19 protein-coding genes and 1 pseudogene are annotated in these 18761 nt (G+C 71.9%); 8 read left to right on the top strand and 12 right to left on the bottom strand.

Annotation, left to right across the window (positions count from 1 at the left end; all coding sequences use genetic code 11):
* Positions 1 to 21 precede the first annotated feature (21 nt).
* Positions 22 to 1245, bottom strand: coding sequence for an FUSC family protein (locus C1N81_RS42175; RefSeq protein ID WP_394436871.1), 1224 nt, complete (start codon positions 1243 to 1245; stop codon positions 22 to 24).
* Between the two features lie 95 nt (positions 1246 to 1340).
* On the opposite strand from C1N81_RS42175, the gene C1N81_RS42180 reads away from it, so the two are divergent.
* Complete coding sequence (locus C1N81_RS42180; RefSeq protein ID WP_394436873.1) at positions 1341 to 1847, top strand: metallophosphoesterase family protein; 507 nt, start codon at positions 1341 to 1343, stop codon at positions 1845 to 1847.
* A gap of 63 nt (positions 1848 to 1910) precedes the next feature.
* Here the strand turns inward: C1N81_RS42180 and C1N81_RS42185 are convergent, their stop codons facing one another.
* Both C1N81_RS42185 and C1N81_RS42190 read right to left on the bottom strand, forming a co-directional pair.
* Entirely contained in the window at positions 1911 to 2366 is a 456-nt protein-coding gene (locus C1N81_RS42185) for a VOC family protein (protein WP_394438569.1), read from the bottom strand.
* A gap of 127 nt (positions 2367 to 2493) precedes the next feature.
* Positions 2494 to 3453 (bottom strand): DUF1152 domain-containing protein, encoded by a 960-nt coding sequence (locus tag C1N81_RS42190; protein ID WP_394436875.1) that lies wholly within the window; start codon positions 3451 to 3453, stop codon positions 2494 to 2496.
* A gap of 208 nt (positions 3454 to 3661) precedes the next feature.
* Between C1N81_RS42190 and C1N81_RS42195 the strand changes: the two genes are divergently transcribed.
* Positions 3662 to 4240 (top strand): dihydrofolate reductase family protein, encoded by a 579-nt coding sequence (locus C1N81_RS42195; protein ID WP_394436877.1) that lies wholly within the window; start codon positions 3662 to 3664, stop codon positions 4238 to 4240.
* A 73-nt stretch (positions 4241 to 4313) separates the two neighbouring features.
* A complete protein-coding gene (locus tag C1N81_RS42200; protein WP_394436878.1) occupies positions 4314 to 4442 on the top strand; it encodes a hypothetical protein in 129 nt (42 codons plus the stop codon).
* Between the two features lie 400 nt (positions 4443 to 4842).
* Here the strand turns inward: C1N81_RS42200 and C1N81_RS42205 are convergent, their stop codons facing one another.
* Positions 4843 to 6045 carry an oxygenase MpaB family protein gene (locus tag C1N81_RS42205; protein ID WP_394436880.1) on the bottom strand — a complete coding sequence of 401 codons (1203 nt, stop codon included), beginning with the start codon at positions 6043 to 6045 and terminating at the stop codon, positions 4843 to 4845.
* A 302-nt stretch (positions 6046 to 6347) separates the two neighbouring features.
* Between C1N81_RS42205 and C1N81_RS42210 the strand changes: the two genes are divergently transcribed.
* Complete coding sequence (locus C1N81_RS42210; RefSeq protein WP_394436882.1) at positions 6348 to 6914, top strand: TetR/AcrR family transcriptional regulator; 567 nt, start codon at positions 6348 to 6350, stop codon at positions 6912 to 6914.
* A 33-nt stretch (positions 6915 to 6947) separates the two neighbouring features.
* Here C1N81_RS42210 and C1N81_RS42215 read toward each other — a convergent pair whose 3' ends face one another.
* From C1N81_RS42215 to C1N81_RS42235, 5 genes and pseudogenes are all read right to left on the bottom strand, one after another.
* Complete coding sequence (locus C1N81_RS42215) at positions 6948 to 7553, bottom strand: dihydrofolate reductase family protein (protein WP_394436884.1); 606 nt, start codon at positions 7551 to 7553, stop codon at positions 6948 to 6950.
* Positions 7554 to 7741: 188 nt separating this feature from the next.
* A pseudogene (locus tag C1N81_RS42220) lies at positions 7742 to 8575 on the bottom strand (metalloregulator ArsR/SmtB family transcription factor); the annotation flags it as partial.
* 108 nt (positions 8576 to 8683) lie between these two features.
* Positions 8684 to 9910 carry a metallophosphoesterase gene (locus C1N81_RS42225; RefSeq protein WP_394436885.1) on the bottom strand — a complete coding sequence of 409 codons (1227 nt, stop codon included), beginning with the start codon at positions 9908 to 9910 and terminating at the stop codon, positions 8684 to 8686.
* Positions 9911 to 10033: 123 nt separating this feature from the next.
* Entirely contained in the window at positions 10034 to 10417 is a 384-nt protein-coding gene (locus C1N81_RS42230) for an SRPBCC family protein (protein ID WP_394436887.1), read from the bottom strand.
* A 71-nt stretch (positions 10418 to 10488) separates the two neighbouring features.
* Positions 10489 to 10854, bottom strand: coding sequence for an STAS domain-containing protein (locus tag C1N81_RS42235; RefSeq protein WP_394436889.1), 366 nt, complete (start codon positions 10852 to 10854; stop codon positions 10489 to 10491).
* A 359-nt stretch (positions 10855 to 11213) separates the two neighbouring features.
* Between C1N81_RS42235 and C1N81_RS42240 the strand changes: the two genes are divergently transcribed.
* Positions 11214 to 12143, top strand: coding sequence for an aldo/keto reductase (locus C1N81_RS42240; RefSeq protein ID WP_394436891.1), 930 nt, complete (start codon positions 11214 to 11216; stop codon positions 12141 to 12143).
* A gap of 82 nt (positions 12144 to 12225) precedes the next feature.
* Here the strand turns inward: C1N81_RS42240 and secD are convergent, their stop codons facing one another.
* The 3 genes from secD to C1N81_RS42255 all read right to left on the bottom strand — a co-directional run bounded on the left by secD (position 12226) and on the right by C1N81_RS42255 (position 16673).
* Positions 12226 to 14565, bottom strand: a complete 2340-nt coding sequence (gene secD / locus C1N81_RS42245; protein ID WP_394436893.1) for a protein translocase subunit SecD — start codon at positions 14563 to 14565, stop codon at positions 12226 to 12228.
* A 423-nt stretch (positions 14566 to 14988) separates the two neighbouring features.
* The gene (locus tag C1N81_RS42250; protein WP_394436895.1) at positions 14989 to 15654 is read right to left on the bottom strand and encodes a response regulator; all 666 of its coding nucleotides are present in this window, start codon (positions 15652 to 15654) and stop codon (positions 14989 to 14991) included.
* On the bottom strand, positions 15651 to 16673 hold the full coding sequence (locus C1N81_RS42255; protein ID WP_394436897.1) for a HAMP domain-containing sensor histidine kinase: 1023 nt from the start codon (positions 16671 to 16673) through the stop codon (positions 15651 to 15653). The genes C1N81_RS42250 and C1N81_RS42255 overlap by 4 nt, the downstream gene beginning before the upstream one ends.
* Positions 16674 to 17017: 344 nt before the next feature.
* On the opposite strand from C1N81_RS42255, the gene C1N81_RS42260 reads away from it, so the two are divergent.
* From C1N81_RS42260 to C1N81_RS42270, 3 genes are all read left to right on the top strand, one after another.
* A complete protein-coding gene (locus C1N81_RS42260; protein ID WP_394436899.1) occupies positions 17018 to 17347 on the top strand; it encodes a TraR/DksA family transcriptional regulator in 330 nt (109 codons plus the stop codon).
* A 60-nt stretch (positions 17348 to 17407) separates the two neighbouring features.
* The gene (locus tag C1N81_RS42265) at positions 17408 to 17800 is read left to right on the top strand and encodes a TraR/DksA family transcriptional regulator (protein ID WP_394438571.1); all 393 of its coding nucleotides are present in this window, start codon (positions 17408 to 17410) and stop codon (positions 17798 to 17800) included.
* Positions 17801 to 17985: 185 nt separating this feature from the next.
* On the top strand, positions 17986 to 18708 hold the full coding sequence (locus tag C1N81_RS42270; protein WP_394436901.1) for a rod shape-determining protein: 723 nt from the start codon (positions 17986 to 17988) through the stop codon (positions 18706 to 18708).
* Positions 18709 to 18761: the final 53 nt, after the last annotated feature.

Here is an 18761-nt window from a genome sequence, read left to right on the forward strand (position 1 = left end):
TCGCCGGTGCGGCGGTGGCCCTCAGCGACGGCGGCGCAAGCGGCGGGACGTGTTGCGGAGGCGGCGCCTCAGTTCGGTCAGGCGGGGGTATTTGTCCTGCATCTCGCGGGAGCGCAGGTCGAGTTCCTCCACCAGGCGTGCGGAGCGCTTCTCGACGTCCATCTCGTCCAGGATGCGGTCGGCCTCGGCCAGCAGGGCACCGTGCAGCTGCCACTGCCCGGGGTGGGCCTGGACGAGGTCGAGGAGCATGTCGGCGACCTGGTCACGGCTCTTGCGTCCGGCGGCGAGTTCCTCGGTGAGGCGGGACTCGGCGTCCTCCGCGTTCGCGCTGACCTGCGAGGTGATGAGCACGGCGAACGCCTGGAACGCGCCGCCGATGTGGGTGTACATCTCCTGGAACGCGGCAGCGATGTGCGCCGGGAAGAGCGGTTCGCCCGCGCGGGCCTTGGCCAGATCGGTGAGGGTCCGGGACGACACCCGCAGGACCACCGAGCAGATCTCGAGCGTGTCGAGGCCGGTGCGCAGGACGACCCGGGAGAGGAGCCCCTCCTTGACCCGCGGGTTGAGCCGCAGACTGTCCTCGGCCTGCCGCAGCGCGGCGTCGACGTCGGCGATGTCGTTGTCGAGGCGGCGCGCCTCGTGCAGTTTCGTCGCCGCCTCCGCGACCGACACGGGCCGGGCGAGCTGTTCCTGCATGCTGCTCGCCAGCCGGCACATCCTGCCGGACAGGTCGAGCAGCGACTCTCCGGCCGTCGACACCCACACCGGAGGGACGAAGAGGGTGTTGAAGAGAAGGCCGACGACCGCGCCGATCAGCGTTTCCAGGACGCGGTCCCAGGCCGCGCCCGCCGCCTGGGTGACGCCGAGGACCAGCATCGCGCTGATCGCGACCTCGACGAGGAAATCACCCGCTTTGACGAACCGTCCGATGGTGAGCGCCGCCAGGATGATCAGGCCGAGGCTCCACCAGGTGAGCCCGACGAGCGCGCTGAAACCGATGGCGATGAGCACGCCCGCCACGACGGCGTTCACCCGGCTGATGCCGGTGCGGATGGTCGCGTAGAGGGTGACCTGGACGACGAGGAGGGCGGTCAGCGGAGCGGTGAGCGGGACGGGTTCGCTGCTGAGGTGGAGGGCGACGACATAGGAGATCACGGCCGCGGCGGTGGAGCGCACCGTCTGCACCACGGCGGGTTCCTTGCCACGCTTGACGAGGTTGAGAAGTGGGTCAGTTGCTTCGCGCACGGGGTGCCCCTTCCCCCCGAAACGATCACAGACACCCGGGGCGCACGGTGCTGACGTGCGGAAGAGGCGCCGGACGATGCGCGATAGTGGGCCGCATGCGTCTGCTGCTGATGTCGGACACCCATCTGCCGAAGCGAGCGAAGGAGCTGCCCGCGGAGCTGCTCGAGCAGATCGCGCGCGCCGACGTCGTCGTCCACGCCGGTGACTGGGTGGACACCGCGACGCTCGATCTGCTGGAGTCCCGCTCCCGGCGCCTGATCGGCGTCTACGGCAACAACGACGGCCCCGAGCTGCGGGCGCGTCTGCCGGAGGTGGCCCGGGCGGAGCTCGGCGGGCTGCGCTTCGGCGTCGTCCACGAGACGGGCGCGGCCCAGGGAAGAGAACGCCGCTGCGCCGACCGCTTCCCCGACCTCGACGTCCTGGTCTTCGGGCACAGCCACATCCCCTGGGACACGACGGCCCCGGGCGGGCTGCGCCTGCTGAACCCGGGATCGCCGACGGACCGGCGCCGCCAGCCGTTCTGTACATACATGACGGCCATGGCGGACCAGGGGGAGCTGACCGAGGTGACGCTGCACAGACTGCCGCCCCGCGCGGGGTGAGGGATCCGGGCCCGGGTCGCAGAGGAAGCCGGGCCCGGGTCTCAGGGGAAGCCGGGTCCGCTCTCAGACGACATCGAACTCGTTGCCCTCGGGGTCCTGCATCGCCGTGGCGTAGAACCCCGTGCCGGGATCGTCCTTGATCCGCAGCACGGTGGCACCCGCCGCGACCAGTCGTTCCACCGTGTCCTTGACCCGCTGTGCGCGCACGTCCAGGGGGACGTCGCGGCCGCCGCCGACCTTCAGGTCGAAATGCCAGCGGTTCTTGGCGGTCTTCGCCTCCGGGACCTGCTGGAACCACACCCTCGGCCCGTACCCGGCGGGGTCGACGATCGACTCGGGGACGTCCCCGGCCCCCGTCGGCAGCTCCGCCTCGGGCACCCCCGTCGCCGCCCAGTAGGCACGCCATGTGGCGTGCCCGGCCGGCGGGGGTTCGGGAACGTATCCGAGGGCCTCGGCCCAGAAGGCCACCATCCGCTGAGGATCGGAGCAGTCGATCGTCAGCTGCACGGCCATCTCCATGCCCGTCTCCATGTCCGTCTCCGTCCCCGTCCCTGTCCCCGTCTCCGCGATCGTCTCCATTCCCGGAGCATCCCAGACGGGTCTGACAGTCGATCGGCCCCGAGGGAACGCCTCGTAGCCGCTAGCCCTAATGCGGGAAGCCGCGCGGCGGGCGCGTCACGACGGTGTCGCGGTAGTCGGCGATACGTGTCTGCACCTGGCGCATCAGATACGTGTCCTCGATGCGGTCCAAGTAGAGGCAGCGGGCGGCAAGGGCCGGCAGTTCGAAGGCGAAGTACAGGGACATCAGCGGGTTGACGAAGAGCTCGCTGCCCCGGGTGCGTTCGGTGAACCGGACGTCGCCGAACTCGCCGCGCACCGCTGCCGCGACGGAACCATTGACGATGCTGGGGTGCTCGGCGGTGCGCTGCTGCGCGTGGGCCACCGCGTCGAGATAGAGGGCGCCCTCGCGGGTGGAGCGGGGGAGTGAGAAGGCGCCGAGATACGCGCTGTCGCGCTCCAGTGCGGCGATGTTCTCCAGCACCTGCACATGGTTGACACCGTGGTATGCGTCCACCCCGAACCCGACGGACACGACGAGCCGGATCGCTATGTCGTCCAGCGCTGCCAGCGCCGCCACGCTGGTCAGGTCCTCCTCCGGAGTGCCGAGACCGGCTTCGTCACCGCGCATGAGGATGTCCGTACCGCCGTCGACGAGGACGACGGCGTCGATGCCCCGCAGTTCGACCAGCGCCTGGTAGGCGGCGCGCAGAGGACGTACCCCGGTCTGCGGGAAGGCGTACACGGTGGACGGATAGCCGTGCCCCTCCAGCCACTGGGCGAGCGTCCGCTCCGGGAAGTAGCGCTGGTGCGGGGCGGAGTCGGGGGTGACGGCGGCCAGGTCCGGGGCCGCCCACTCATCGGCAGGGAGACCATCGAGCGCGCTGAAGGAGAGGTTGGCGAGCGAGACCTCCTTGCCCTGGTGCAGGAGGGAGAGAGCCAGTGGCAGGCCGGAGTAGATGTCGAAGCCGCCGCCCGCGCCCGCGACGAGGACGTGTCTCGCGTCGGCGAGCCGGGTGAAGAGCGGGTTGAGGTGGAGGGAGGTCATGGCGATCATTGTGCGGGGGGAGGTTCCCGGTGCGCGCCCCGCATCCGCACATGTGTGGCACCAGGTATGTATCAGGCGCACCACCGTGCTCGGTGTCGGCGGGGCAGGGCCCGGCCAGACGCGATTCGCCCGGCCCGCGGACGATGAGTTTCCGGGTCGGTGCCGGTCACCACCATGACACGCGCCCACGTACGGAGGGAGAGTTCCGATGGCAGACCTCATGGTGGACTTCATCATCTCGCTCGACGGCTACGCGTCCGGAGAGGGCTGGCCGGGGTTCTGGGGCATGGAGGGCCCCGAATACCTCGGCTGGCTCGACAGTGACGGCGAGAAACAGCACACCAGCCTGATGGGTGCCACGACCTATCGGCTGATGTCCGGGTTCGCCGCGCAGATGCCCGACGACCCCGGCTTCGCCGAGTTGAACACCATGCCCAAGGTGGTCTTCTCCTCGACCCTGGAGACGCCGCTGAGCTGGCAGAACACAGAGCTGGTCAGGGGCGACGCGGTGGAGGCGGTACGTGACCTGAAGAAGAACTCCGCGCGCCCCCTGCGCACCCTCGGCAGTCTCTCGCTGTGCCGGTCACTGCTCACGGCCGGTCTCGTGGACCGCTTCCGCGTCGTGCTCTTCCCGGTCATCACCGGCGCCACCGGCCAGGAACGGATCTTCGACGCGTACCCCGACATCCGCCTCGACCTCGTCGAGAGCCGCACCTTCGACGGCCGCCTCCAGCTTCTCGAATACACCCCGACCATCCTCGAAGGACCACCGGGCGGGGATGTCTAGAGCGGGGGTCGTGGCACCGCCCCGCACGGGTTCGCCGCTGAGCCAGCACACCCGCTCGGGGGCGCCGTCGCCAGTGTCGAACAGACAGCACACCGCGCCGCTGGCGGCGGCGAGCCCGGTGAACGCTTCCCGGACGCTGCCCGACCGCCCGAACAATCGCCTCATCCTCGACGTAGCCGCCCAGCACTCCACCGACGCGTAGTCGGGGTACAGGAAGGACTCGAACCGGATCGTCGCGTAGATGTACCCGATCCGCATATGTCCGCCGGTCCGGCAAGCGGGGCCACCTTCCCGCTCGTACTCGCGCAGCGCGTCATCGACCGCGAACGTCAGGGACATGTCGAGTTCGAGGGTGCCGCCCGTCCAGCAGTCGACCGGATCGCTCTCGAAGCGGGAGGTGAAGGGCAGGACGATCCGTTCGCCGCCGGGCAGGGTCACTTCGAGGGGCGGCACCGCGCGCCCCGGAGCCGCCAGCTCCGCCAGGTTGGCCAGCGCCCTGGCGACGTTCCGAGGGCGCAGATAGATGTCGTAGCCGTGAATGAGCCCCATGTGTCCCCCTGCCCTGACCGAACCGCACCCTTTCACGCCCGCCCCCTCGACGCTCACGGATTTCGCGCCTTGAGCACCGCGCCGGGCGGCGCTGGTCGGTCGAGCTCCGCTATGGCGGGCGCCTGCTCGTGGAAGTGGCGGCGCAGATGCTGCTCGATGAAGCGGTCGCCGCGGCGCTCCAGGTGGGCGCGGCCCCTTTCGGTGCGGCCGAGCAGATGGTGGCGCACGAGGTTGGCGGCGATGACGGGCGGCACGGCCCAGGGGAGCGTGAGCGGCAGGTGCAGGTCGCGCATGCCCTGGCGGCCGAGGAAGTAGCGCAGCATGCTGAGCAGCCGGGCCCGCGCGTAGGCGTGTCGCGCGCGGGCGAAGTGGTCGCAGTGCAGGTGGCGCTGCGCTTCGACGAGCGCGCCGGCCAGGGGCGGACCGGCCGGACCGCCATAGCTCTGGGTGAGCAACAGGTGGTAATTGAGCCGGTGTTGCTCCGACTCGCGGTCGCACAGCCAGTCCGCGTCGACGCCCATGAGATGACCGACGTACTTCCACAGGTGCATGAAGGCGCGCGACTCCGCGCGACTCACCCGCACACCGAGGAGACGGACCCCGAACAACTGGACCGCGTTGAACAGGCCGAGCGTCGAGGCGAGATCGGACTGGTTGACCGGCAGCCCCCAACGCTCGGTGTCCCAGCGGCCGTCGCGCTCGTACGCCTGATTGACCAGGGCGTGCATGACGCGGACCTGCACCGTCAGGCGGAACCCCTCGCCCGGGCGGCGCAGGGCGCCCGGAGCGGTCACCGCGGTCGCCCACTTCTGTGTCTCGGCGATCCTGCGCAAGGCGGAGTCCCCGAGCAGCCCGCCCGTCTCGACCAGCAGCCGCGGCGGCCCGTCGAAGCGGTACGAGCCGATCAGCGCGAGCTGCAACAGCACATCGGCGGCGCTGCGACCGAACCTGCGCGCCACCCGTCCCCCCTCGTCGACCAGGTCGAAGTCCACCCAGTCCGGCACCGGGTCGACCGCGGCGAAGAAGTCCCGCAACGCGGCGGGTGGTTCGGGCACGGCGTCGATGCCGTCGGCGAGCGCGTGCCGGAACTCCCGCATCGTGACCCGGCCGGGGCCGGCGGCGTCGACGGGGCGCATGGCGCGCGCCAGGGCGGCGGCTACCTCGTCGCGTGCTGTCAGCCGCTCGCCGATCGTGGCGAGAAGCCGGTCGTCGACGGGGCCACGGCTGAGGCGCAACAGCCGCAGCGGCCGTCCCACACGACGGTTGCGGCGCTCGGTCTCGCGGAAACGCCTGGGGTATACGGGGGAGGGCGACGGGCTCGTCGGGGGCGTAAGGGCGGACCGGTGCGGTGAAGGCGTCCGCGTCGGATTCGGCTCGGCCGAGGGCTCTCGCGACAGGTGCTCGTGTGCGACCATGAGTCGATGCTGACGGCCTCTCATATTCGCGTTCAACTCGCCTTCTGATGCCCAGGTCATCGCCCGGACCGGGCGCCCCTCGCGCACCCCGCGCTCGCGTTGCCCCGCGCAGGACCCCGCGTCAGGACCGGTCGCGGGCGACGGTGCGGCGCATCCTGGAGGCCGGCGAGCAGGTCCTCGCCGAGCACGGGTACGAAGGCGCCTCGACCAGCCGCATAGCGACGGCGGCCGGTCTCAGCCCCGGCTCGCTGTACCAGTACTTCCCGCACAAGGACGCGATCGTCTCCGCCGTCCTCGAGCGCTACAGCGACCAGTTGGTCGCCGGGATCACGGCCCGGATGACGGGCCAGTTCGAGCAGCCCGCGCCCGTGCTCGTCCGGGCCACGCTCGCCACGCTGCTCGACGGCCTCGACGTGGAGCAGCCGTTCCTCCGCGCCGCGGTCGAGCACGGCCCCCGTCTCGACGACGGCCGGGCCCTGCGCGTCTTCGAGGACCGCATCGGCGAACTGGTCCTCGCCTACCTCACCACCCGCCGCGACGAACTCCGCCCGGACGTTCCGCTGCACGAGGCCGCGTGGATGCTGGTCCGCACGGTCGAGCATCTGACGGTCCGCTACCTCCTCGACCGGCCGCCCATCCCGCGGGACCGCTTCCTGGCCGAGCTGACCCAACTGGCCTTGAACTACATCCGTACGTCACCGCCGGAGTGAGGCCCAAGGGGGGAGCGAGGGTGGGTGTCCGGGTCAGCGGATCCGGTCGTAGACGAGGGACAGGGTGCCGTGCTCGCCCGCGTTTTGGTGGGCGAGGGCCCACTGCCCGGCGGGCAGGCCGTCGTCGAAGAGACGGGGGCCGCCTCCGAGCGTGACGGGGAAGACCGTGAGTGCCAGTCTGTCGACCTGGTCGGCGGCGAGCAGCGCTTTGATGACGCTCGCGCTGGACAGGACGAGGATGTCCGCGCCCTCGGTCCCCTTGAGTCGGGCGACCACTTCGGCGGTGGGCCCGTCGGCGAGTGTCGTCCGCTCCCACGGTGCCTCGCGGAGGGTGGAGGAGAGGACGACCTTGTCGCTCTCGACGAGCCACTTGGCGAAGCCCTCGTCGCGCGGGTCGGCGCCCTCCATGCCGATGACGGTGGGCCAGAAGCCCAGGAAACCCTCGGCGTTGACCCGCCCGAGCAGGGCCGTCGACGCGGACTCCCATAGGCCGGTCAGGTGGTCGCGGGCGATGTCGGTGACGGCGTACGGCATCACCCAGCTCATGTCCGACGGGTCGTCGGGCTTGGCGTAGCGGCCGTCCAGGGACAGGGCGATGTTGGTGACGACGCGGCGGCCGCCGCCGGTCCGCTGAGTCATGAGGTGCTCCTTGGGTCGGTGTTGGTGTTGGTGTCGCTGTCTGTGCCCGTGCCCGTGCCCGTGCCCGTGCCCGTGCCCGTGCCCGTGCCCGTGCCCGTGCCCGTGCCCGTGCCCGTGCCTGTGCCTGTGCCCGTGCCTGTGTCGGTGTTGGTGTCGCTGGTGGTGTCGATGGGGCGCTCGCCCGTGCCGCTGTCCTCGGTGCGCCGGTCTGTGCGCGCGAAGGCCGCGGCGAGCTTGTCGAGGCTCTGGCCGAAGCCGATCTCGATGCCCGCGACGAAGTCGGCCGAGTCGACCGTGCTGTCCGTGACCCGGTAGTGGACGTCCAGCTCCGTGCCGCTGTCGCTCGGGTGAAGCCCCAGGTCGACGTGGGCGGTGAAGGCGGGGCTGCCGTCGGGCAGTTGCGGGGAGAGCCGGTAGGTGAGGTGCTCGCCCGGGCGGACACCGTCGACGACGCCTTCCGCGCGCCCGGCGGCCGGTTCCGAGCCGTCGACGTCCTCGGCGTCGCGGTACTCCTGCACGATCCGCCCGCCGGGGTGCGCCTCGAAGATCAGCTCGGAGACGCGGAGGTCGTCCGGCGTCCACCACAGGGCCAGCAGTTCGGGGTCGGTCAGATGGTGCCACAGCAGTTCGGGGCGGACGGGGAGCGGTCGCCGGAAGGTGAAGGAACGGCCGTCGGCCCACCCCGGGTCCTGCGCGGCGAGCCGCTCCGCGTGCAGGGCGAGCCCGTACCGGTCGAAGGTCCCACGCGGCCCGTCCTCGGCGTCCGCGCGGTCGGCGAGCAGGCTCAGCGCGGCCGCCAGGTCCCGCAGGGGATCGGGGCGCAGCGCGTAGACGCGGCGCTGGCCGGTCCGCTGTGAGGTGACCACACCGGCCCGCTCAAGGGTCTGCAGGTGCTTGGTCGTCTGCGGCTGACGCGCCTCCACCAGCTCGGCGAGGACGCCGACCGGGCGGGGCCGCTCGGCCAGAAGGTTCACGAGCCGCCAGCGCGTCGGGTCGGCCAGCGCCGAGAGGAGTGCGTCCATGGCTCCAGTATTCTCCGCGGCGAATATTCCTGTCAAGGAATAAGCTCCGGCGAAAATCGGGAGCCGTGAAAGGCGCAGGCGATTCTTGCGTGGTCGGAGGCGCGTCGTTCAGGCGCGCCGGTGCTCGGGACCGCCCTGCGGTGAGCGCAGCACGAGCAGCGTGATCTCGCTCGGGGCGAAGACGCGGAACGGCGGGCCCCAGAAGCCGGTGCCGCGGCTGGTGTAGAGGAGGGTGCGCGTGCCGTGGCGGCTGAGGCCCGCGAGGGCGGGCTGGTCGAGGCGGACCAGGTGGTGGAAGGGCCAGATCTGGCCGCCGTGGGTGTGTCCTGAGAGCTGGAGGTCGACGCCGCCCGCGGCCGCCCGGTCGATGAACTTGGGCTGGTGGGCCAGGAGCAGCACCGGCAGCTCCGGGTCGGCGCAGTGGAGGGCTTCGGCGAGGTCGGCGCGGTGACCCGCCAGGCCGGAGGACTCCGCCGTGACGTCGTCGACGCCCGCCACCACGAGGGTGTCGCCGCCGCGTTCGAGGAGCAGGTGGCGGTTGCGCAGCGGTTCCCAGCCCAGTTGGTCCATCAGGTCGACCCAGCCCTGGGCCTCGCTGTAGTACTCGTGGTTGCCGGTGACGTAGACGCGCGCCCAAGTGGCTCGGACGGTGCCGAGCGGAGCGGCCTGGTCGTGGCGGCGCTCGGCCGTGCCGTCCGCGATGTCGCCGGTGTGGCAGACGATGTCGGCCTCCAGGGCGTTCACCGTCTCGCACACCCGTGCCGACCAGCGGGCGCGGTCGAGCGGGCCGTAGTGGGTGTCGGTGATGAGGGCGACACGGACGCCGTCCAACCCGGCGCCAAGGCGCGGCAGTTGAACGTCGAGGCTGCGCACCCGCGGCACCCGGCGTGTCTCGGCGTACCCCCAGACGAGCAGCGCGGCGGCGACGCCGAGGACCGCCCAGGTGACGATGCGGGCGCGGTCCTGGCCGTCGCCGACCCCGGCCGCGACCAGAGCGAGCCGCAGCAGAACGCCGAGGATGACGGACCAGGTGAACAGCGTCCAGCTCGCCCCCAGCAGCGTGTCCCCGACGATCGCCGCCCGGTCGCGCTGCCGTCGCCCGTGGCCGCGCACCATCGCGAGCGGCATGGTGACCAGTCCGAGGACGAACAGCGCGGTGCCGCCCAGCGTGACGGGCAGCGGCCAGTCCTGGCCCGCGTACAGCAGGACCCCGCACGGCACGCTCCACAGCAGGACCGGGGCGATGAGGGGTATGTAGCGCATCAGCCGGCGCAAGGCGCTCGGTGGCGTCTCGTCGGCGGGGTCGGCGGGTTGGGTCCTGCTCGCGTCGGTCACGCTGCCCCTCCTGGTACAACCGGGTCTCGCGCGCACTGTATCCCGCGGTCGCCGGGCCGCTCACCCTCCTGCCGGACGAGCCGGACGAGCCGGACGAGCCGGGTGGACGAGGGTGCGGGGCCTTCAGGGACGTACGAGGCGGCGCAGTGCGACTTGCGCCAACGGTGCGTAGGCCAGGACGACAGGCAGGGGCCCCTCGACCGTCAGCCGTGTCGCGCAGCCCGTGGTTCCGTACGGTCGTACGGCGTGCGACAGCCGCATGCGGACCGGGCCCGCCTGTACGCGCCAGCTCCATGTGCGGGCCTCGGGGTCGACGGAGGCGATGACGAAGGCGACGGCCGGCCCCACCACGGGCCGCACGCGCCCCCGCATTCCGGCGCGCAAGGTGTCACCGGTCTCCACGGAGCGGATCTGCGGCGCCCAGGTCGGCCAGAGTGCGGGGTGCAGATAGCGCTGCCAGGCCGTGTCCGCGTCCGCCGCGCCACGCGCGCGTAAGGTGAGTTTCACTCGGCCAGCGTGGGCGCGCGGCGTCGCCCGCGCCACCCGTGCGGCTTCGGGGGAGGCGGGCCGGCCCGCGTTCACGGCGCGCAGGGGGCTGTCTCCCACGGCAGGGCAGGGGCGATCTCGAAGCACGCGCTCAGATCCGTCATGCGCAGGACGCGCAGCACATTCTCCTCGGCGGTCACCAGGCGCAGGCGTCCGCTGCCGGCGACCGTCCGCGTCTGCGCCCGGCACAGGGCGCCCAGGCCCGCGCAGTCGACGAAGGTCACCTCGCGGAGGTCGACCACGACATCGGGGAAAGGGGTCGTGGTCAGCGCGTCGAGGTGCGCCGTGATGCGGGGCACCGCCGCCACATCGATCTCCCCGTGCAGGGCGACCACGTGGGTGTCGCCGACGGAGTGCTCGGTGAGGACGGAGGCGGTGCCGCCGTGGGTGAGCGTCATGGCTCCACCCAACCCTGCGGGGGCACCGTCCTGGCAGGGACATCAGGCCCCGATTGCCGTCATGATCGGGGCCGTTCGGCCCGCATTCCTGTTCGGCGGCACAGAGGTGTGCACGGCCGATACGGGGGCACTCGGAGAGGGAGCGGGCCGGTGCATCCCCCGTCACCGGGCCCGCTCTTACCCCGGGCGGGCGGCTTCTCAGGTGGAGTCCGGAAGCCGCCCGCCGCGCCGGGCAAGGACGGGGGACGGCCTCGGGCGCGCTCGGCCCCCGCCCCGTCGGCCGGGTGGCACCCGTCGGCCGGGTGCTCGCGCGGTGGACGCCACTGGCGCCGCACCGCCCCGTTCGTCAGGATGGCGGGGTGAAAACGATCTCCTTCCCCCAGACCGAACTGCGGGCCTCGAACGTCGTCCTTGGCCTGATGCGCATCGCCGATCTCGACGACGACGCCGTCCGCGGGCTGTACCACAGTGCGCGGGAGGCCGGGATCAACACGTTCGACCACGCCGACATCTACGGCCCCTCGCGCCACGCGTGCGAGGAGCGCTTCGGCCAGGCCGTCAAACTGACGGGTGCGGAGCGCGAGTCGATCCTGATCCAGAGCAAGGTCGGCATCAGGCCCGGCTTCTTCGACTTCTCCAAGGAGCACATCGTCCGCACGGTCGAGGAGTCGCTCGCGGCTCTGCGCACCGACTACCTCGACGTCCTCCTGCTGCACCGCCCCGACACCCTCGTCGAGCCGGAGGAAGTGGCCGCCGCCTTCGACGCACTCCACGCGGCCGGCAAGGTCGTGAACTTCGGGGTCTCCAACCACACCCCCGGACAGATCGAACTGCTCAAGACGGCGGTCCGCAGGCCGCTGGTAGCCAACCAGGTGCAGCTGAGCATCACCCACTGCCCGATGATCGCTTCGGGGATCGCCGCGAACATGGGCGGCCTCGACCAGTCGGTGGACCGCGACAACGGCCTGCTCGACTACGCGCGCGTGAACGGCATCACGCTGCAGGCGTGGTCGCCGTTCCAGAAGGGCTTCTTCGACGGGGTCTTCCTCGGGGACCGTGAGAACTACGCCGAACTGAACGACGCGCTCGACGAGTTGGCCGAGAAGTACGAGGTGACGCCGACCGGTGTCGCCGTCGCCTGGATCACCCGCCACCCGGCGAACATGCAGGTGGTGCTCGGCACGACCAACCCGGGCCGGGTAGCGGAGTCCGCCGCGGGCTCGGACATCCCGCTCACCCGGGAGGAGTGGTACCGGCTCTTCCGGGCCGGCGGGCACGTGCTGCCTTGACGCGGGCGGCACGGCACCCCGGGGCGCCGGTCCCTCCGGCGCCCCGCCACGTACTCCGTGACGGGGCGCCCGGCGGCGCCGGTCAGCCGCGGCGCCGCAGCGCGACGGCCAGCGGCGTGGCGGTGAACATCGAGGAGTACGTGCCCACCGCCAGGCCGATGAGCAGGGCGAGCGCGAAGTCGGTCAGGGTGTCGCCGCCGAGGACGGCCAGCGCGGTCAGGATGAACGCGGCGCCCATGCCGGTGTTCACGGTGCGGGGCAAGGTCTGCAACAGCGCCTGGTTGGCGATGCGGTCGAAGGGCGCCTTGCTCTCGCGCCGGGCCAGCTCCCTGACCCGGTCGAAGACGACGACGGAGTCGTTGACCGAGTAGCCGATGACGGTCAGCAGGGCGGCGAGGAAGACACCGTCGATCGGTTTGCCGAGCCAGGCGAAGACCCCGATGAGGATGACGGCGTCGTGGGCGAGCGCGGCGACCGCCGAGGTGCCGAGGAGCCAGCGGAAACGGGCCGCGAGGTAGATCAGTTGCGCGCCCAGGGCGACGGCCAGGGCGATGAGAGCACCGTCGCGCAGCTCCTTGCCGAGGCTCGGGCCGATGGCCTCGTCGCGCACCTTGTCGGCCCCGTGGGCCTTGTCGGCCCCGTCGGTCAGGCCGGTGACGGCGTCGGTGACGGCCGCGGCCTGGGCGTCGGTCAGCCGCTGGGTGCGGACGGTGAGGTGGTGCTCGCCCGAGGTCTGCACGACGGCCTGCGGGAATCCGGCGTCGGCGAGCGCCGAGCGGACCCGGTCCGGGTCGACGGCGGAGTTGGTGGAGTACTCGATGAGGCGGCCACCGGTGAACTCGACCCCGTAATCGAGCCCGCGCACGGCGATGCCGGAAGCGGCAAGGGCGAGGACCACGGCGGAGACGGCCAGCCAGCGGCGCGGATGACGCAACAGGTTCGGGTTCGTCCGGGCCAGCCGGGCGCGGACGGAGCCCGTGTGGGCGATGCCCGTGAGGCGGGGGCGGCGGCGCAGACCGGGCCGCGCGAAGGCGAGGTCGGCGAGGGCGCGGGTGATGACGAGCGCGCTGAGCATGGAGGCCAGGACACCGATGCCCAGGGTGACGCCGAACCCCCGTACGGGCCCGGAGGCGAGGAAGAACAGCAGCCCCGCGGCGATGAGCGTGGTGATGTTGGAGTCGGCCACCGCGCTCAACGCCTTCTTGAACCCCGTGGCCAGGGCCGAGCGTGGCGTGGAGCGGTGACCGGCGACGTACTCCTCGCGGGCGCGTTCGAAGACGAGCACATTGGCGTCGACCGCCATGCCGATGGCCAGGACGAAACCGGCGAGGCCGGGCAGGGTGAGAGTGGCACCGAGCGCGGCGAGAGCGGCATAGGCGACGAGGCCGTAGCAGGCCAGGGCGACGGTGGCGAGTAGCCCCAGAATCCGGTAGACGACGATGATGAACAGCGAGGTCAGCGCGGTGCCGAGGGCGGCGGCCCAGGCGCTGGCCCTGATGGCTTCCGCGCCCAGGGTGGGTCCGACGGTCCGCTGCTCGACGGTCTCGACCGGCACGGGCAGCGCGCCGCCGTTGATGAGCAGGGCCAGCTCCTTGGCCTCGCGGTCGTCGAAGGAGCCGGTGATCTGCGTGGAGCCGCCGCTGATGCCGGAGCGGCAGGAGACGGACGGGTCGACCTGCGGCGAAGAGATGATCTTGCCGTCCAGGGCGATGGCGACCCGGCGGGCCGGATCCCCGGCCGCGTGACAGGCGGCCTCGCCGGTCAGCCGGGCCCACCCCGCCTTGCCCGCTCCCGCGAAGTCGACGGTGACGTGCCATCCGGCGCCGCTTTCCTGGTCGAAGCGGGCGGCCGCCTTGTCGACGTGTCTTCCGGTCAGCGCGGCCGTCTTGAGGCGCAGGGGATGGCCGGACTCGTCGGCCATCACGTGCTCGTTCCTCTGCTCGTTCGCCTGCTCGTTCGCCTGCTTACTCGCCTGCTCGTTCTCCTGCTGGTTCTCTTGGTTGTTCACCTGGCCGTCCTGCCGCTCGGGCAATGCGCCTCGGTCGCCGGAAGCGGCGCCGAGCACCTGGTGGAAGGAGAGTTGGGCGGTGCGTCCGAGCACCTCCGCCGCTTCACGGGGATCCTGCACGCCGGGCAGTTCGACGACGATCCGGTCGCTGCCGGAACGGGCGATGGTGGGCTCGGCGACACCGAGCGCGTCGACACGGCCGCGCAACACCTCCACGGTGCGGTCCGTCGCCTCACCGTCGTCGGCGGCGGTGGGGCGGGTCTCCAGCACGATCTGGGTGCCGCCCCGGAGATCGAGGCCCAGATGGACGGGGACGGTGAGTGCGACATACAGGGACAGGGCGACGGCGGCGAGGGCGATCAGCCCTCTGAGGCGGTGCGATCGGGTTCGGGGTCGGGTTCGGGAACGGGTCACGGGAGCCTCCGGCGGGCACACCGCGGCCAGGCCGTGACCGCGGTCAAGAAGGGAGGGAGGAAGGAGGGGCGTACGACGTGCCGGAGAGCGCGGGCGGCGCCCTGACCCCGTGACGGTGTGCCGGTCGGACGGGCGCGGGCCGGTCTTCCGCCGCGACCGGGGGCCGCGCGGGGTGGAGCGGCCCGGTTTCCGCGTCAAGTGACGTGCCAGGGGCGGGAAGCGGCGGGGCATGACGCTCGCCCGTGGCGTCCCGCTGGTTGCGCAGGGCGGCCGCGGCGGAGTCGGCCGGATGCGCGGCGTCCACGGTGGCCGTACAGGACTCGCCGACCGACGGACGGGGGTGCTCGGCCCCCGGAACGGACGGGCCGAGGAGAGTGAGGAGGAGGGCGAGGAGGATCGTCCACACGGCGGCGGAGCCCTCGTTCAGGCTTCGATCAGGCCGACGCGGATCGCGTACCGGGTGAGTTCGAGGCGGTCGCGCAGACCGAGCTTGTGCAGCAGGTTCTCCCGGTGCCGGTGGACGGTCTTGATGCTGATGAAGAGCAACTCGGCGATCTCCTTGGAGGAGTGGCCCTCGGCCACGAGCTTGAGGACCTCCTCCTCGCGCGCGGTCAGCACCTGCTCGGGAGGCTCCTCGCCGTTGCGGACACGGTCGAGGTAGTTGCGGATGAGGGCGGTGACCGCGCCGGGGTAGAGGAACGGCTCGTCGCGCATGGCGGCCCGGCAGGCCGCCACCAGATCGCGGTCGGCCACGGACTTCAGCACGTAGCCGCTGGCGCCGGACTTCAGCGCCTGGAAGAAGTACTGCTCGTTGTCGTGCATCGTCAGCATCAGGACGCGCAGGGACGGTTTGAGCGCGAGCAGTTCACGGGTGGCCTGCAGGCCCGTCATGCGCGGCATGGCGATGTCCATCACGGCCAGGTCGACGTCATGGGCGCGGGCCACTTCGACGGCCTCCGCGCCGTCCCCGGCCTCGGCCACGACCTCGAGGTCCGGCTCCTGGTCGAGAATGAGCCGCACTCCGCGACGTACCAGCGCGTGGTCGTCGGCGAGGAGGATACGGATCGCGGAGGTGCGGGGCGTGGTCATGGCTGCTTCCTGGAAACCTGGGGGGTGGGCACGGCTGTTGTCACGGCTGTTTCCTGGCTGGGCTGTTTCCTGACGTTCCTGACGAGGGGCACGGTCAGCCGGACCGTCGTACCGGCCCCCGGCTGTGAGGTGACGTCCAGACCGGCCCCGATCAGCAGTGCTCGCTCGCGCATCCCGCGCATGCCCGCCCCTTCGCGAGCGGCTCCGGTGCCGCGGCCGTCGTCGACGACGGCCAGCTCCACCGCGTCCCCGGTCCGCCGCAGGCCCACCTCGACCTGGCTCGCCCCGGCGTGCCGGGCCGCATTGGTCAGCGCTTCCTGCGCGACGCGGTACAGCACCAGTTCCGTCTGCTCGTCGAGGGCAGGCAGGCCGGTCTCGAAGCGGCGCACCACACGCAGCCCCACATGGGTGGAGAACTCGCTGGTCAACGAGGTCAGAGCGCTGACGAGACCGAGGTCGTCCAGGACGCCCGGACGCAACCTGCGCACCAGACGCCGCACCTCGTCCAGGCTCTCCCGGGTGATCTCCTGCGCCTGACGCAGCTCGCCGCGCAGCGGTTCGTCCGCGTCGTCGGCGGCCCGTTTGAGCGCGAGGAGGATCGCGGTCATGCTCTGGCCCACCTCGTCGTGCAGCTCCTGGGCGATACGGCGCCGCTCCGCCTCCTGCGCGAACAGGGCGCGGGCGCTACTGGAGGCCCGCTCGTGCTCAAGGCGTTCGAGCATGGCGTTGAAGGTGCGGATCAGCTCGGCGGTCTCACCGCGGCCCCCTTCCGGCAGCCGTTGCCCGGGGTGCAGCAGATCGACGGTGGCCATCAGCCGGGTGAGCCGGTCCAGCGGGGACAGGCCGATCCGGAGCAACGCCGCGTTCGCGACGAGCATGACGGCGAGTCCTCCCACGAGGATGACCGCCTCGGTCAGCACCACCGGCACGGAGACGGTCACCGGAGCCCACAGCAGCAGCGCGGTGGCGCTTCCCAGCACGACCGCGTTGAGCGCGAAGATCCGCCAGAACAAGGACACCGGGGTGACGCCTTTCCTAGGAAACGGGGCTTTGTCTCTACTTTCGGTCACCGCGCACCCGGCACGTGCACCGCGTCCCCCGGTCTCGACGGGCCTGCCGACCAGCTCGACGGGCCTGCCGCCCAGCTCGGAGGGCCTGCCGCCCAGGCTGCCTGGTCCCCGTACCGCAGTCGATGGGCACCAATGCCCATTTCCGGAGCCCCGGCCTGGCGGAGCAGGCGGGGCCCGGCCCGGCAGAGGCAGAGGCAGGGGCAGAGATGGGTATCGCGCCCGATGGGCTTCGCGTGCCATCCCGGCCAGGGTGGGAGCAATCGCTGCCAACCGTGACCGAAAGAGGACCGACCATGTCCCTCGATACGTCCTCCCAGCCCGCACCCCGCCTTGCGCGGCTGACACCGCACGAAACCCGTGAGCGCCTGGCGCACGAACGGACCACGCGCCTCACTCAGCTCCGGGCGATCGACGAGGCCGGGGCCGACTCGGAGGAGGGGGTGCTGTCCGCGCAGAGGGACACCGTGCGGCGGGTCCTCACCGAGATCGACGCGGCCTTCCTCCGCCTCCAGGACGGGACGTACGGCGTCTGCCCCACCTGCGCCAAGCCCATTCCCGTCGAGCGACTGGAGATCCTGCCCTACACGCCGTTCTGCGTGCCCTGCCAGCGCAAAGCCGTCTGACCCCCGCCTCTCCGCGACCTCCTTCCGCCCTGCCCGAGGGGTGACCCGGTGACCCACCTGATGCACCTGACCCAACTGAGCCAACCCACCCGACAGTCCATCGACGAGGACCGCATCACGACCCTGTCGGCCGAGGACCTCGCCGCGCTGCGCGAGAACCTGCACGAGCAACGCCTCTTCCGCCGTGAGCAGCTCCAACAGCTCATGGCCTCGTCCCGTGCGGACGCGCTGAGGGCCCGTCAGACGCCCTCCCAGACGGAGGTGCGGGTCAAGCTCGCCGCGTCCGCCCGGATGGTCCTCGCCGACGTCGAGGCGGCTCTCGCGCGCATGGACAAGGGCCTCTACGGCGTCTGCCACCTGTGCCGCGGGGCCATCGCCCGCGAGCGTCTGACGATCGTGCCGCAGGCCCGCTACTGCGCCCGCTGCCAGCAGGTCAGGGAGGCCGGCCGATGACTGGCGGCCCCGGCCCCGGCCCTGGCCCCGGCCCCGGTTGCGAGCCCGGTCCCGGGACCGGGCCTGGGACCGCTGGTGTACGCCACCGCGCGTGGCCCTGGTGCCGACGGTGTTCCGGCATCGCCCTCGACCTGGGCAGCGCCCGTACGCGCGCGTGGGTCTCCGGGCGGCGCATGATCCTCGACGTGCCCACGGTCACCTTCCCCGGCGACGGCGCCACTTACCCCATCCAGCGGGGCACCATCGTCGACACCGCCGGAACCGCCCGGATGCTCGACCGGCTGCTCCGGCCCCGGCTGCCCCGGTTCGGCAGGCCCCTGCTCATCCTGACCACGCCCGTACTGGGCGGCGTCGCCTACCGGGCCGAGGCCCGCGCCGCCGTCGAGGTCCTGCGGCCCCGCACCGTGCTGACCGTCCCCGCCGCGCGCGCCGTGGCCGAGGCCGCTGACGCCGATCTCGCCCACCCGGTCCTCGTCGTGGACCTCGGCGCCCACGTCACCGAGGTCACGCTCCTGACCGACGGCGCGGTGACCGACGCCCGCCGCACCGCCCTCGGCACCAGCGACCTGGACTGCCTCGCCCCGCCCGCGCAGCTCACGGACGCGGTCGCCGCCATGGTGACCGGGATGCTGGACCAGGACAGCACCTCCCAGATGTCCGACGCCCTGCGACGCGGGGCGCTTCTCGCGGGCGGAGGTGCTCTGCGTCCCGACGTCACCTGGCATCTCACCGGGCGGTTGCAGGTGCCCGTACGGCTCGTCCCGTCCCCGCACACGGCAGCGGTGCGCGGCGCCGCGAAACTGCTGCGGGCGGCGCACGGCCACCCTTCCGCGACCCCCGGGACGGCGGACGCGGCGCACCACCGCTGGCCCGGACCCGTCCACGGCCCGAAAGAAACGCGGTGCTGACAACTGACAGGGCGGTTGACGGACGGCAGGGCGGTTGACAGACGGCAGGGCGG

It is taken from the genome of Streptomyces sp. SGAir0957 (genome assembly GCF_043523415.1).